Here is a 12,999-nt window from a genome sequence, read left to right as displayed (position 1 = left end):
TCCACTTTTATGCAAAACAGTTCCGGAAAGCAAACGAAATATCACCGTGTAGATTCAAGCAGCCTTTCATTTAAGCTGTTTTTAGTCTACGACATCTTTATGGTGTTTATTATCATTTTCAATCTGTTCTGTCTTGCAGCCAATTTCTTTTTAATGAGCAGTATTGGGGCATGGTTCTTTGAACATATCCATTTGCCCCAAGTATTGTCTTTCTACCGTACCCATTTACACCCGTGGGTTATTACCTCTGAAGCCTGGTTTATTGGTTTTCTAATTATTGAACTACTGGTCCGTTGGGGAATTGCTATCGTTTATAAACATCATAAGCGTTGGTTCTTCTTCCCTTTCATTCACTGGTATGAAATTTTAGCTATTATTCCTCAGCTACGTTTTCTACGTTTATTCCGTGCTGGGATTATTGCATACCGTTTACACGAGCTTGGGTATCCAGTTATTCCTGAAAGCTGGAGAAAGACAGGTCTCTTTTATTACCGTGTGGTTATGGAAGAGTTGTCGGACCGCGTGGTGATTACCGTAATTGACGGTATTCGATACGAGCTTGAAACGAGTTCTAGCCATAAACAAATTATTCATGATTTGGTTAATCATCATCGTGAACAATTTACCGTAACCCTAACTGCCCTATTACAAGAATCTTTAGCAACTGCTTTAAAAGAACAAAAGCCTGCAATCACCCGAGCTGTTGGACAAATCGTAGATCAGGCAATAGAAGATACGCCTGAATTAACACAATTATTAAGGCTTATTCCACTTGTAGGGGGACGTATTGAGCAACAAATTCAAAGTATTGGTCAACGTCTTGGTGAAAATATCAGTGCTGGTTTAATAGAACCGTTAATTGAAGGTTCAGCCGCACAGCCTAATTCAACTTATCAATTAATTTCTCAAAAAATTAGCCATATAAATATTGATAACCATGAACTTGAGCAGCTGGTTGAGTCTGTCGTTTTTGAAACGCTAGAAGCTGTCCGTAAACAAGTTAAAGTTAAACAGTGGCAACAAACACTCGCGGAGTATGATCGAATCAAAGAATAAGCATTTATTTATTTTTTTATAAATCACGCTAGAGAATTGGTACGATTTGTTCTAGCATTTGCTCTATTTACAATAAACTTAACGATATTACAGCTCGTTTTAACGCCTTGAAGGAAGACTTATGGCTGATATCCGGATTACCGGCAGAATGGTTAACTTTAGCAGGATAACCTTCGATACGAATGATCATGATGTGATCCGCCAGCAATTATCAAATATATTAAATGAAGGTTCCTATCAGGGAACTGTCGTTATTATAGATAGTACTGTTGAACAAGAGCTTATTGCTTTAATTCAGCTGTTAGTCAGCATGGGCTTACAGCCTATGGCTGTCATTGACGGTATTTTAGGCGACGAAGCACGCGCCATTCAGTTCCCTGTATTACCTGCAGATCAGCCATTACAACGTATTAAACCAACTGCAGAACAAGTTGCAATTGTAGAGAAGCCTACCTCTGCACAAGCTTCAGTAGAAACAAAAAAACCACTAAATAATAATGCAGTTGCCCATATTACCTCTTATCATGATGAAATTTTGCGTACAGGCCAATCTCTTGTACAAGACCAAGGCGATATTATTTTAAAAGCTGGCATGAATAGTGGTTCCGAAGTGATTGCTTCAGGAAATATACATATTTATGGCACGGTTCGTGGTAGAGTCATTGCTGGTGCGGGTGGGCACGCTGCTGCACGCATTTTTTGCCAATCTTTAGAGGCTGAACTCGTTTCCATTGCCGGAACATATTGTGTCGCAGATGATATCCCTAAACATGTGGTAAAAAAGCCAGTACATATTTATTTAAATGAAAAGCAAGAGCTTGAATTTGAAGCTCTAGAACTTTAGTTTATTAAGCAAATCACCAAAAAACAGCCCTTTTAAGGGTGTATGTATGACCATAATAGGAGTGGATTCGGTGGCCAAAATTGTTGTCGTAACATCAGGCAAAGGTGGTGTAGGTAAAACTACAACGAGTGCATCTTTTGCAACAGGTTTAGCCCTTCGTGGTCATAAAACTGTTGTGATTGACTTTGATGTAGGCTTACGTAACCTTGATTTAATTATGGGTTGTGAGCGTCGTGTTGTTTATGATTTCGTCAATGTAATTAATAATGAAGCACGTCTGCAACAAGCCCTTATTCGCGATAAAGATATCGAAAACCTTTACATTTTGCCGGCTTCCCAAACCCGTGATAAAGATGCTTTGAGCGACGAAGGTGTTGCTCGTGTAATTGATGAGCTTTCTCAAGAATTTGATTACATTATTTGTGACTCACCTGCGGGGATCGAGCGTGGTGCAATTTTAGCAATGTACCATGCAGATGAAGCAATTATTGTGACAAACCCTGAAATTTCTTCAGTACGTGACTCTGACCGCATCATCGGAATGTTAGATAGCAAAACTAAAAAAGTTGAACACAACGAAGGACGTATACGTAAACATTTATGTATTACACGTTTTAACCCTGAACGTGCTGACCGTCAGGAAATGCTGACGATTGATGATATTTCTAAAGATATTTTACGCGTACCGACATTAGGTGTTATTCCTGAATGTCCAAGTGTATTACAAGCATCAAACGAAGGTAAGCCAGTTATTCTGTATTCAGAAACTAAAGCTGGACAAGCGTATGATGACTTGGTTGCTCGCTTTCTTGGCGAAGACCGCCCTTATCGACACATCACAGCTCAACCTAAAGGCTGGTTAGCACGACTATTTGGAGCGTAGATATGGCAGGATTCTGGAGTAAATTATTTAGCAGTGAAGAAAAACCATCAAGTGCTCAAACTGCCAAAGATCGTTTAAAAGTCATTGTTGCATCAGAACAAGGTTTAGGCCGTCGTTTAAGCCAAGACAAGATTGACCAAATGAAGAAAGAAATTATGCAGGTGGTCAGTCGTTATGTTAGCGGTGTAGGCGAACAGCATATCCAAATGCAAGTTCGTTCTGAAGCAAACATCGAAATGTTAGAAATGAATATCAATTTACCTGAAGAACGATAATTCTATTTCTGACTATTCAATAAAACAGAATCAAGGCAAAATAACGCAAGTTATTTTGCCTTTTTTAAAATGAGGAGATTGTCATGGCATTATCACAGCCAGCAACTTTCAATGAAGAATGGTCCGATGAGCGTGTTTTTGCCTACCTCAACCAACTTCCTCCAAATGGTGTGAACGCAGACTTCCATGTGCTCTACCATGCTTTCAAACATATGCGTCCAAATGATTATGAACGTCTTCTAACTAAATTTGTTGCAGATGGACGAGATATTAATGCGACTAATCCGGAAGGCGAACGCATTCATGACGTGATTGCTAAATTCCCACGTCAATCAGCGCCGTTTTTAGAAGTTTTAGCAAAGTTTGCTTAAAAATAAAAAAGCCTCTTAAAGAGGCTTTTTTATTGTCTGGATTTATCGGTTTCCAATCAGGAAAATACCGAAAACGGTAAAAATACCACCTGAAATACCATCAATCCATTTTGAAAAATTACGGTAAGCGGCTCTAAAACTCGGTAATGAAAAAATAAAAGTCACAAAGCAGAACCATAAAATTGTTTCAACCGACACAATAATAAAAAGCAGCCAATGGACTTGATCAAGCTGAGGGTTTGCTAAAAATAAAGAGAATACACTACCAAAATAGATCACAGCTTTAGGGTTCGATAAATTGGTGAGTAATCCCTTCATAAAAAATAAATACGGCGCTTTCGGTAATTCAACAGTTGTCACCTCTTCCTGCTGATTTTTTGAAAATGCCGAACGCAACATTTGGTATCCTAACCAGCATAGGTATAAACCGCCGGCAATAAGTAAACCTTGCTTTAACCAAGCCATTTTCTCAAAAATAATATTTAAGCCCATCAATGCTAAAGAAGCCCAAAACATAACACCCGCTGTTATTCCTGCCACAACCAGCATTGCTTCTTTACGAGATCGGCTCACTGCGGTCTGTGATACCAGAAAAAAATCAGGCCCTGGAGTAATAAGCGCACAAAAATGAATAAAAGCTAACGTAATTAACGCGACTAACATGTTGTCCTCCTGATTTGTTTCATTGTTATTTATTGAGAAGCACACATTAGCATTTTTTACTATTTGATAAAATCTCAAACTACCCGTAGTAATTATTATTTTTAACCATAAAAAAGCCTCCGAAGAGGCTTAATTTTAACTGTAGATCTTAAACTAAAATATCGCGCTTACCGTTGGCACCCATAGCACTCACAATCCCATTCTCTTCCATCTGGTCAATGATACGAGCGGCACGGTTATAACCAAGGCTAAACTTACGCTGTAATGAAGACGTAGAAGCTTTTCGAGTTTCTAAAACAAACGATACACATTGATCATAAAGTGCATCACGGTCTGAACCACCATCACCTTCTTCAAAGCCACGCGAAGCAGGCTCCTCATCAAATGGAGTTAAGATCTCATCTACGTAGTCTGGTTCGCCACGTTCACGCCATGCATCACAAATACGGTTAACTTCATCATCACTAATAAATGCACCATGCACACGTTCTGGCTCAATCTTACCTGGTCCTAAGAACAGCATATCACCGTGACCTAACAAGTCTTCCGCACCACCCGCATCCAAAATAGTACGCGAGTCAATTTTACTGTTTACACGTAAAGCTACACGCGTTGGAATATTGGCTTTAATAAGGCCTGTAATGACATCTACCGATGGACGTTGAGTTGCAAGCAATAAGTGAATACCAGCAGCACGAGATTTTTGCGCCAAACGCGTAATCATTTCTTCTGCTTTCTTACCAACTTGCATGATCATATCTGCGAACTCATCCGCCACGATCACAATTGATGGTAATGGCGTTAAACGAGGCGCACGCTCTTGTGTCGCCGAGTCACTTGGTTTCCACGTCGGGTCAATCAAGTCTTCTCCATTTGCAAGCGCTTCTTCAACTTTTCGGTTGTAGTCACTTAACTTACGAATTTTTAAGAACGACATAAGCTTATAACGGCGTTCCATTTCATTTACACACCAGTTCAAAGCACTCACTGCATCTTTCATGTCAGTGACTACAGGCGTTAATAAATGCGGAATATCGTTGTAGTTTGCTAATTCAAGCTGTTTCGGGTCAATTAAAATCAGACGCAATTGGTCAGGGGTATATTTGAGTAACATCGATAAAATCATCGAGTTAACGGCAACAGATTTACCCGAACCTGTAGTACCCGCAACCAACATATGCGGTGCTTTTGCCAAGTCTGTTAGAACCGGATTACCTGAAATATCTTTACCCATTGCCATACTAATGAGAGCACTTGGGTCACGATATGCTGGTGTTTCCAATAATTCAATCAAACGTACCATTTCACGAGCACTATTTGGAACTTCAATACCAATATATGGTTTACCCGGAATAACCTCTACTACACGTACAGAAGCCATAGACATTGAACGTGCCAAGTCACGGGAAATATTAGTCACTTTAGATGCTTTCACACCCGGTGCTAAATCTAATTCAAAACGTGTAACAACTGGACCTGGCTGAGCTTCAACCACCTGAGCCTTCACGTTAAACTCTTGTAACTTGATCTCAAGCAATTCAGATAAACGAGAAAGCTGTTCCTCGGTAAAGTTAACTTTCTTATTTGGGTCAACCTTATCAAGCAATTCAAAGCCCGGTAATGTTGGTAAATCTAAACGCTTTTTAGCCACTTGCATGGCACGAGACATTGGTCGACCTGATGCATCTGTTAAAGGCGCATCAAAATCAAACTCATCCTCAAGGTCATCCTGAGGTTTTCCAGCAGTTTCCTGCCAAGCTTCAATAAATTCTTCTTTTGACAGCTTCTCTGCACCAATCGTAGTTTGAATAGGCGCTTTTACAAAAGCTGAAGATTGCGCATAGCTACTTGCCTTGATCGATTGAGTTGCTGGCGGGATATCCTCATCAATCAATAAGTCGTCAAAATCATCAAAGACTTCTTCATTCGATAAATTTTTAGGTGACTGATTTAAATTCGATACAGGTACAGATGATTCAACTAATGTTTGAGGAGCTTGCGGCGTAACTTCTGGTTCAACATGATGATCTTGCACAAATGGCGTATGCACGTCAGTTGCTGTTTTACTATTTGGAACTGCAGCAAGTAGTTCATCAAAAATCTCATCATCATTCCAATCTAAACCTTGATGAGTATTCGATGGTTGATTTTGTTTAGCCTGATAAACTGTTTGCTGAAATTGCTCATGAGTCGAAGGCTGTTCACTTGAATCATCAGCAGCTCGTAACAGCGCATCAATTTCTTGTTTATGGCTTACATCATCACGCTGTAAAGCACGCCAAACCTCTCCCGTAGCCACTAAACGCTCACTGTCTTTTTTAAGCTGTTGGGCTTGCTCAAGTGTACGCTCAAAGTTTTCTGGCTGAGGAGTTGGTTTTTCTTCAATTGTTTCAGGTTGACTTTGTTCTTTAGCTAAAACGTCAGCAAATAAACGCTCTGCTATTTCATCATGTCGTGTAGAGCTCGCTTTGCTTTGAGCTTTTTCTGGTTGGGCATTTAGCTCTACTTCATCCGTAACTTCTTCTGCTTTAGGCATCTCTGCAACTTTTACCGTTGCTGCTTTATTCGCAGGCTGTGTGGTTAAGTCATAAGCAGATTCGTTAGGAGATACATTTTTATAGAATAAATCTTGTAAATAACCAGGCATTGCTTTGAGCGTAACCCATGTTTTGCTCCACTGCACCCCAAATGCCAAAGTGAACAATACCACTCCGAAAACAAGTAGAAATAATGTCGCACCATAAATTGTTAACAGTTGAGATAAGCTTTGCCCCAACTCATAACCAATAATCCCGCCTGCGGCATTATCTAAAGTATCTGCAGGTACATTCCAGTGAAGGTAAAGCAAACTCGAAACAACAAGAATTAAGAAGAACTGCGCAGCATAACGGAATGGGCGGTTTAGAAAACTATGTGGCCACCAGACTTGAATCGCTTCAACAAATAGGAAGATTGGAATAAGTAAACTTGCCCAACCTAAAAAGCCAAACAGCAAATCTGCAATCCATGCACCGGCAATACCACTTGCATTGGATACTTGCTGAGTATCACTTGAAATATGCATCCAGCCCGGATCAAATGGTGTATATGTTACTGTCGCCAGAAACATATAAATCCCAAAAGAGACCAAGAATAATGTCATCAATAAGCGCTGTGCATAAACACTTGACACCGCAGTCATATACTGTCCTGTAACCCATTTAATTATTGGTTTAGAGATGTGAAGACCTACATTTCAGATCTTCAACGATTGAACTTTATATTATGCACCTGTTCTTACAAAAAAGGTGCATGATTCTTTACAGTTGTTGTTAACATAAGGCTCTTCTATATTGTTATATAACTTAATTCGATTGACCTGATCAATATTATCCACATTGATTTAACGCTATTGGTCGGCAATTTCACGTATAATTTTCAAAATTCTCGAAATAAATAAGGATACCCTCAATGAGTGCTCGTCATTCTCGGTTAATTATTCTCGGTTCTGGCCCTGCGGGTTATAGTGCAGCTGTTTATGCAGCACGTGCAAATCTTAAACCAACACTTATTGCAGGTTTACAGCTTGGCGGCCAACTTACAACAACAACCGAAGTTGACAACTGGCCGGGCGATCCTGAAGGTTTGACTGGTCCTGCCCTAATGGACCGTATGCAAGCACATGCTGAACGCTTTGGTACCGAACTTGTCTATGACCATATTAATGAAGTGGACTTAAATGTACGTCCTTTTGTTCTTAAAGGTGATATGGATGAGTACACTTGTGATGCTTTAATTATTGCAACTGGTGCGACAGCTCAATATCTTGGCTTAGAGTCTGAACAAAAATTTATGGGTCAAGGCGTGAGCGCATGTGCAACATGTGATGGCTTCTTCTACAAGAACCAAAATGTGATGGTTGTTGGTGGTGGTAATACTGCTGTTGAAGAAGCACTTTATTTATCAAATATTGCTGAACATGTGACACTTGTACACCGCCGTGATTCTTTACGCTCTGAGAAGATTTTACAAGATCACTTATTTGCTAAAGAAAAAGAAGGCAAAATCAGTATCGTTTGGAACCATGAGGTTGAAGAAGTTCTTGGTGACAATACTGGCGTAACAGGTGTTCGCTTAAAATCTACGAAAGATGACAGCAAACAAGAAGTACAAGTTCAAGGCTTATTCATTGCAATTGGCCATAAACCAAATACCTCTATGTTTGAAGGTCAGCTAAACTTACGTGATGGCTATATCCAAGTACAAAGTGGTACTTCAGGTAACGCAACAGCGACTTCTGTAGCAGGCGTTTTTGCTGCTGGTGATGTTGCTGATAGTATCTATCGTCAAGCGATTACTTCGGCGGGTTCAGGCTGTATGGCTGCACTAGATGCCGAAAAATATCTAGATAACCTTTAAGTTTAGATATTTCAAACAGCCGTTTTATAACGGCTGTTTTTTTGGAATTTATAATAATTACTGGCTGCTCAGTATTAATTTTTATAGCATAGCCCTAAAGCACATATTATTTTGGTTTTATGAAAACACTGCCTCTATCTCAATATATTTTCCCAGATCCGGAGGAATCAGATCCAGATGGTCATGGTTTAATTTGTATAGGCGCTGACCTCTCCCCTTCCACACTTTATGAAGCGTATACACATGGGCTTTTCCCATGGTTTAATGAAGATGAACCTATTTGTTGGTGGAGCCCTGAACCACGCTGTATCATTTATCCTCAAAACTATAAACCGAGTAAATCGCTTATTCGGAACATGAAAAAATATGATTACACCATTACGGTAAATCGTGCTTTTGAGCAAGTCATTCGCTCATGTTCACTACCTCGAAGCTATGCTAAAGAAACATGGATTAGTGAAGATATTATTGAAGGCTATTGTGGAATGTTTGATGCCGGTTATGGCTATAGCGTAGAAGTCTGGCAAGAAGAGCAGCTGGTAGGTGGTTTATATGGGGTAACGATCGGTAAAGGTTGTTTTGGCGAGTCTATGTTTAGTACCCAAACCGATGTTTCTAAAATGGCTTTTTATACGTTAATGTTAATTGGTCAAGAAAATCAGCTTCCTTGGGTTGACTGTCAACTTGTCAATAGTCACTTAATTAGTCTTGGGGCTTGTACACTTTCTCGGCAAGAATATCTTAAATCGTTACAAGATGTAATTATTCACCCCTCTATCAATTGGAAAAAGTATCAAGAACGTGTATTTTCAAGTAAAACAATAGCATTAAATGCAAAATTAATGGAATGATAACAGGAGGGACCAATCATGAAATCATATCACCCGAAGTCCCTTTTAAATGATCTGCAATATTATATTACTCCACCTCATGATTGCAGCTATTTAGAAAATAAATCAGCACGCATGGTCTTTTTAGACCCGATTCATCGGATTGATGTGGTGACGCTTTCTGAATTATCGCGATTAGGTTTTCGTCGTAGTGGCGACTTTGTATACCGTCCTGAATGTCATTTATGCAGGCAGTGTTTATCTTGTCGTGTACCTGTTGCCGATTTCCAAATGAACAGCATGCAAAAAAAAGCATGGAAGCGAAATCAAGATCTCACCATGACTGTTCTACCAACACGGCAAGCCTCACAAATTCATTATGATCTATATGAACGTTACATTAACGAGCGCCATGCCGATGGTGATATGTTTCCGCCAAGTTTAGATCAGTTTGAAAAATTCTTGGTCCATAGCTGTACAGATAGTTTCTTCTTAGAACTATGGAAAGACAATCGTCTTATTAGCGTTTCGACTTGTGATTTAATGGATGATGGGTTATCTGCCGTCTATACGTTCTTTGACCCAGATGAACACCGTAGATCTTTAGGCGTTTATTCAATTCTGAATCAAATCGAATATGTAAAAACACTCGGTTTAGAATATGTCTACTTAGGTTATTGGGTTCCCCACTCAGCTAAAATGAATTATAAATCTCAATATACGCCGCTAGAACTTTTACTAGATGGGCAATGGCGCCGCTTAAATAGATCATTATCACCAGAAGAGATCAATCAATTGGGTAATTCCCTCATGACCACATTACCTTCTGAATGGAATAATTTAATTATTAAATAACCTGCTTCTGTCTTGTTGTTCAAACAGCAACAAGACAGGCATTCTTAGAATAAAGAAGCAAAATCATCAGTACAGCTTTTTACCATAATAACAGCATTTTCACGTCCACCCTCTTGGGTTGGATAATAGTTACGACGCACATCAATTTGGTGAAACCCTGTTTTTTCGTATAAACCAATAGCAGCTTTATTACTTTCACGTACCTCTAGAAAAATTTGTACGGGGTGATTTTCTAAACGCTCAATCGACGCATCTAACAATTGATATCCTAATCCTTTACCTTGCATTTGAGGATCAATTGCCATGAGCAATAAATTCGCTTCATCTAATACAGGTTGTAAAATACAAAAACCAACCACCTTATTGCTTAATTCTATTACCGTACATTGGTAAGAATTTAAAGATTCTACAAATTGCTGCCTAGACCATGGGTGTGTTTGAACAAGCTTCTCAATTTGAGCAACACTATCAATATCTGAGGCTTGCATAGTACGAATCATGAGTTTCAACACATTTTTAGATTTCAAAGAAACGTATTATAGAAACTTAAATAGAAAAAACGAGTAAAAAAAAGAGCAATTAAATTGCTCTTTTCCAGTCAGTTTTTTAAAGACCTAATTTTTCACGCCAAGTGGCCAATAAAGCTGTCGTATCCGAATCATTTGGATGGAATTTTGGTCTTAAGAAATCTAATAATTCTGGAATTTGACGAGTCATAAAACCTTTACGGCCATACATGAACTTAAGCATGTATTTGGTATCTTTCCATGTTAATTTATCATCAGTCTTAAGTAACTTAGCAGTAAAATAAGACTGAGTAGCAAAGATTAAGGCCATTGCAATGATTAAAGCAGTTGAACGCATAAAATAAGCTTTTGGCCCCTGCCCATACATATTGGTATAGACATCAAACGCCACAGCTTTGTGTTCATTTTCTTCTACCGCATGCCACATCCATAAGTGATACATAGTGTCATCTTGGAACATGGCTTGAATTTCAGGGTTTTGTAAAAGCTCCGCCGCAATAGTTGAGGTAAAATGTTCTAAAGCACAGGTACCTGTTAAATCAATCATTTCTTTTGTATAACCAAAAGGTTTCATTAGCTTGGTTACAACCGCAGTACCTACTTTAATAACTTTACCTGTCTGTTTTTCCATTTTACGAACATCATATCCATACGCCTGCGCAGAAGCATTAAATGCTAGATGCTCTTTAGAATGCATAGCTTCTTGGCCAATAAAAGCACTTATTTCTTTTTGAAGTGCTGGATCAGCCAGTTTAGGATCGTTTCGCACAGCACGAGTACTGTTTACAAAGAACTGCTCTCCTTCCGGAAAAAGAGCCGATAATGCTGTCATAAAATGAGTTAATCCTGCATCGTAATTTGCCCAATAGCGTGGAACTTGAGCAAACTCAAAGTCCATACGACGCACAGGGAAACTTGCTCCGGCACGATTAGAAATATTTACTTTAGCATTCATGTCAGACTCCTTTAAGCGAATCGAAAATTCACTTATATCCTTATTTATTTTCTTAATATTTATAATAATACGCCTTTAAAGGTGCTATTTAAGTGCAGATGAGGCCAGCAAATTATCAGATGAGGTCATCAATAGCCTCATACTAGGGCAAAATGAACAAGTATCTTTTAAAAGTGGATCATAATTTATAGACACTAAAAAAGAGCTGCTAACAGCCCTTTTCACTTACTTTCAGCTTAAAGTCCAAGTTTAGATTTCCAAGTTTTTAACAAGCTAACCGTATCTAAATCATTGGGATGAAAACCTGGCTTAAAATAAGCAAACATCTCTTTAGCCATACCCGTAATAATGCCTTTCGACGGGCTATAACCATATTTATAAATCACAAACAACTCATCTAAGTTTAATTTATGGTCTTGCTTTAAAAGACGAACCACAAAGGAAGATTGAATTGCGAAAATAAGAGCCATTGCAAAAACAAGTGAACTTGTGCGTAAAGCATAAGCTTTTACACCTTTACCAAAGACACCTTCATACACATCAAATGCGACTGCTTTATGTTCATTTTCTTCTATTGCGTGCCAATACCACATGGTTGACATCGTTTTATCTGTCATCAACTCTTGAATGTGGGTATTAACTAAAAGCTGAGATGCAATGGTTGCAGTAAAATGTTCAAGGGCTGTAGTAGCAGTCAGGTCCACCATTTCTTGCGTCATACCAAATGGTTTTACGAGCTTTGCAAAAGTTTTACGGGCAGTTTGAATAGCCGTATCTGTGAACTTTTCTAAAGTTTCAACATCATGACCAAATTTTTGGGCAGAAGCATTAAAGTTTACATGCTCTTGAGTATGCATCGCCTCTTGACCAATGAAAGCACTAATTTCCTTTTGTAGCTCTTCATTGTCTTTAATTGCTGGGTGATAACGTACAGCACGTACACTATCAATAAAGAACTTTTCACCAGCTGGAAATAGCGCTGATAACGCTGTCATAAAATGTGTAAGTCCAGCGGAACCATTCATCCAGTATTCTGGCACATCATTAAAATCAAAGTTCATACGACGTACAGGAAAGCTTGCCCCTGCACGATTTGTGATATTCACTTTAGCATTCATATTGAAAGCTCCTTACCAGTAACCTAAGTTACTTAAACTTTATTGTTCGTTTTCTTGATTCTTATCATACAAACTTAATAAAAAGGCTTAAGTGCAAATAGGGACATTGAAGTATCAGTTAAGGCCAGCTTTCAACTGAATTGTCTAACAATTGGATATAAAAAAAGCGCCCCAAAAGGAGCGCTTTTTTCACTGAAAAGTGATTATGCAGTTACTTTAGCAAC

General features: G+C 38.8%; 13 protein-coding genes. 8 read left to right on the top strand and 5 right to left on the bottom strand.

Translation table 11 applies throughout. From position 1 onward, the window contains the following. Positions 1 to 9 precede the first annotated feature (9 nt). From RFX69_RS07315 to RFX69_RS07295, 5 genes are all read left to right on the top strand, one after another. Positions 10 to 1,056, top strand: coding sequence for a hypothetical protein (locus tag RFX69_RS07315; protein WP_005132997.1), 1,047 nt, complete (start codon positions 10 to 12; stop codon positions 1,054 to 1,056). A gap of 121 nt (positions 1,057 to 1,177) precedes the next feature. Further along, complete coding sequence (minC, locus tag RFX69_RS07310) at positions 1,178 to 1,900, top strand: septum site-determining protein MinC (protein WP_000763678.1); 723 nt, start codon at positions 1,178 to 1,180, stop codon at positions 1,898 to 1,900. Between the two features lie 70 nt (positions 1,901 to 1,970). Then, entirely contained in the window at positions 1,971 to 2,783 is an 813-nt protein-coding gene (gene minD / locus RFX69_RS07305) for a septum site-determining protein MinD (RefSeq protein ID WP_001074362.1), read from the top strand. A 2-nt stretch (positions 2,784 to 2,785) separates the two neighbouring features. Further along, positions 2,786 to 3,058, top strand: coding sequence for a cell division topological specificity factor MinE (gene minE, locus RFX69_RS07300; RefSeq protein ID WP_000896934.1), 273 nt, complete (start codon positions 2,786 to 2,788; stop codon positions 3,056 to 3,058). Between the two features lie 83 nt (positions 3,059 to 3,141). Further along, on the top strand, positions 3,142 to 3,429 hold the full coding sequence (locus RFX69_RS07295; RefSeq protein ID WP_001218560.1) for a PA4642 family protein: 288 nt from the start codon (positions 3,142 to 3,144) through the stop codon (positions 3,427 to 3,429). 42 nt (positions 3,430 to 3,471) lie between these two features. Here the strand turns inward: RFX69_RS07295 and rhtC are convergent, their stop codons facing one another. Then, positions 3,472 to 4,092, bottom strand: a complete 621-nt coding sequence (rhtC, locus tag RFX69_RS07290) for a threonine export protein RhtC (protein ID WP_000959259.1) — start codon at positions 4,090 to 4,092, stop codon at positions 3,472 to 3,474. 148 nt (positions 4,093 to 4,240) lie between these two features. Further along, positions 4,241 to 7,273 carry a DNA translocase FtsK gene (locus tag RFX69_RS07285; protein ID WP_199968397.1) on the bottom strand — a complete coding sequence of 1,011 codons (3,033 nt, stop codon included), beginning with the start codon at positions 7,271 to 7,273 and terminating at the stop codon, positions 4,241 to 4,243. A 269-nt stretch (positions 7,274 to 7,542) separates the two neighbouring features. On the opposite strand from RFX69_RS07285, the gene trxB reads away from it, so the two are divergent. The 3 genes from trxB (at position 7,543) to RFX69_RS07270 (ending at position 10,175) form a co-directional block, all read left to right on the top strand. Then, a complete protein-coding gene (trxB, locus tag RFX69_RS07280; protein WP_001276139.1) occupies positions 7,543 to 8,490 on the top strand; it encodes a thioredoxin-disulfide reductase in 948 nt (315 codons plus the stop codon). 119 nt (positions 8,491 to 8,609) lie between these two features. Continuing rightward, positions 8,610 to 9,341, top strand: coding sequence for a leucyl/phenylalanyl-tRNA--protein transferase (gene aat, locus RFX69_RS07275; RefSeq protein WP_000854784.1), 732 nt, complete (start codon positions 8,610 to 8,612; stop codon positions 9,339 to 9,341). Between the two features lie 18 nt (positions 9,342 to 9,359). Further along, on the top strand, positions 9,360 to 10,175 hold the full coding sequence (locus RFX69_RS07270; protein ID WP_000844343.1) for an arginyltransferase: 816 nt from the start codon (positions 9,360 to 9,362) through the stop codon (positions 10,173 to 10,175). Positions 10,176 to 10,219: 44 nt separating this feature from the next. On the opposite strand, the gene rimI is transcribed toward RFX69_RS07270, so the two are convergent. The 3 genes from rimI to RFX69_RS07255 form a co-directional block, all read right to left on the bottom strand. After that, positions 10,220 to 10,675: a ribosomal protein S18-alanine N-acetyltransferase gene (gene rimI, locus RFX69_RS07265; RefSeq protein WP_289333041.1), complete on the bottom strand. Its 456-nt coding sequence runs from the start codon at positions 10,673 to 10,675 to the stop codon at positions 10,220 to 10,222. A gap of 106 nt (positions 10,676 to 10,781) precedes the next feature. Then, positions 10,782 to 11,657: a metal-dependent hydrolase gene (locus RFX69_RS07260; protein ID WP_000992291.1), complete on the bottom strand. Its 876-nt coding sequence runs from the start codon at positions 11,655 to 11,657 to the stop codon at positions 10,782 to 10,784. Positions 11,658 to 11,893: 236 nt separating this feature from the next. Further along, on the bottom strand, positions 11,894 to 12,775 hold the full coding sequence (locus RFX69_RS07255; protein ID WP_000992297.1) for a metal-dependent hydrolase: 882 nt from the start codon (positions 12,773 to 12,775) through the stop codon (positions 11,894 to 11,896). Between the last annotated feature and the right edge of the window lie 224 nt (positions 12,776 to 12,999).

Source organism: Acinetobacter sp. 148 (assembly GCF_031196675.1).
In the GTDB taxonomy this organism is placed as follows: Bacteria; Pseudomonadota; Gammaproteobacteria; order Pseudomonadales; family Moraxellaceae; genus Acinetobacter; species Acinetobacter baumannii.
This window is presented reverse-complemented; position numbering and strand designations above follow the sequence as displayed.

What these genes read in the sequence shown, in the direction of transcription:
- RFX69_RS07315 (WP_005132997.1), top strand. Translation starts at nt 10, where the DNA reads ATGCAAAACAGTTCCGGAAAGCAAACGAAATATCACCGTGTAGATTCA.
- minC (WP_000763678.1), top strand. Translation starts at nt 1,178, where the DNA reads ATGGCTGATATCCGGATTACCGGCAGAATGGTTAACTTTAGCAGGATA.
- minE (WP_000896934.1), top strand. Translation starts at nt 2,786, where the DNA reads ATGGCAGGATTCTGGAGTAAATTATTTAGCAGTGAAGAAAAACCATCA.
- RFX69_RS07295 (WP_001218560.1), top strand. Translation starts at nt 3,142, where the DNA reads ATGGCATTATCACAGCCAGCAACTTTCAATGAAGAATGGTCCGATGAG.
- rhtC (WP_000959259.1), bottom strand. Translation starts at nt 4,092, where the DNA reads ATGTTAGTCGCGTTAATTACGTTAGCTTTTATTCATTTTTGTGCGCTT.
- RFX69_RS07285 (WP_199968397.1), bottom strand. Translation starts at nt 7,273, where the DNA reads ATGACTGCGGTGTCAAGTGTTTATGCACAGCGCTTATTGATGACATTA.
- trxB (WP_001276139.1), top strand. Translation starts at nt 7,543, where the DNA reads ATGAGTGCTCGTCATTCTCGGTTAATTATTCTCGGTTCTGGCCCTGCG.
- aat (WP_000854784.1), top strand. Translation starts at nt 8,610, where the DNA reads ATGAAAACACTGCCTCTATCTCAATATATTTTCCCAGATCCGGAGGAA.
- RFX69_RS07270 (WP_000844343.1), top strand. Translation starts at nt 9,360, where the DNA reads ATGAAATCATATCACCCGAAGTCCCTTTTAAATGATCTGCAATATTAT.
- rimI (WP_289333041.1), bottom strand. Translation starts at nt 10,675, where the DNA reads ATGATTCGTACTATGCAAGCCTCAGATATTGATAGTGTTGCTCAAATT.
- RFX69_RS07260 (WP_000992291.1), bottom strand. Translation starts at nt 11,657, where the DNA reads ATGAATGCTAAAGTAAATATTTCTAATCGTGCCGGAGCAAGTTTCCCT.
- RFX69_RS07255 (WP_000992297.1), bottom strand. Translation starts at nt 12,775, where the DNA reads ATGAATGCTAAAGTGAATATCACAAATCGTGCAGGGGCAAGCTTTCCT.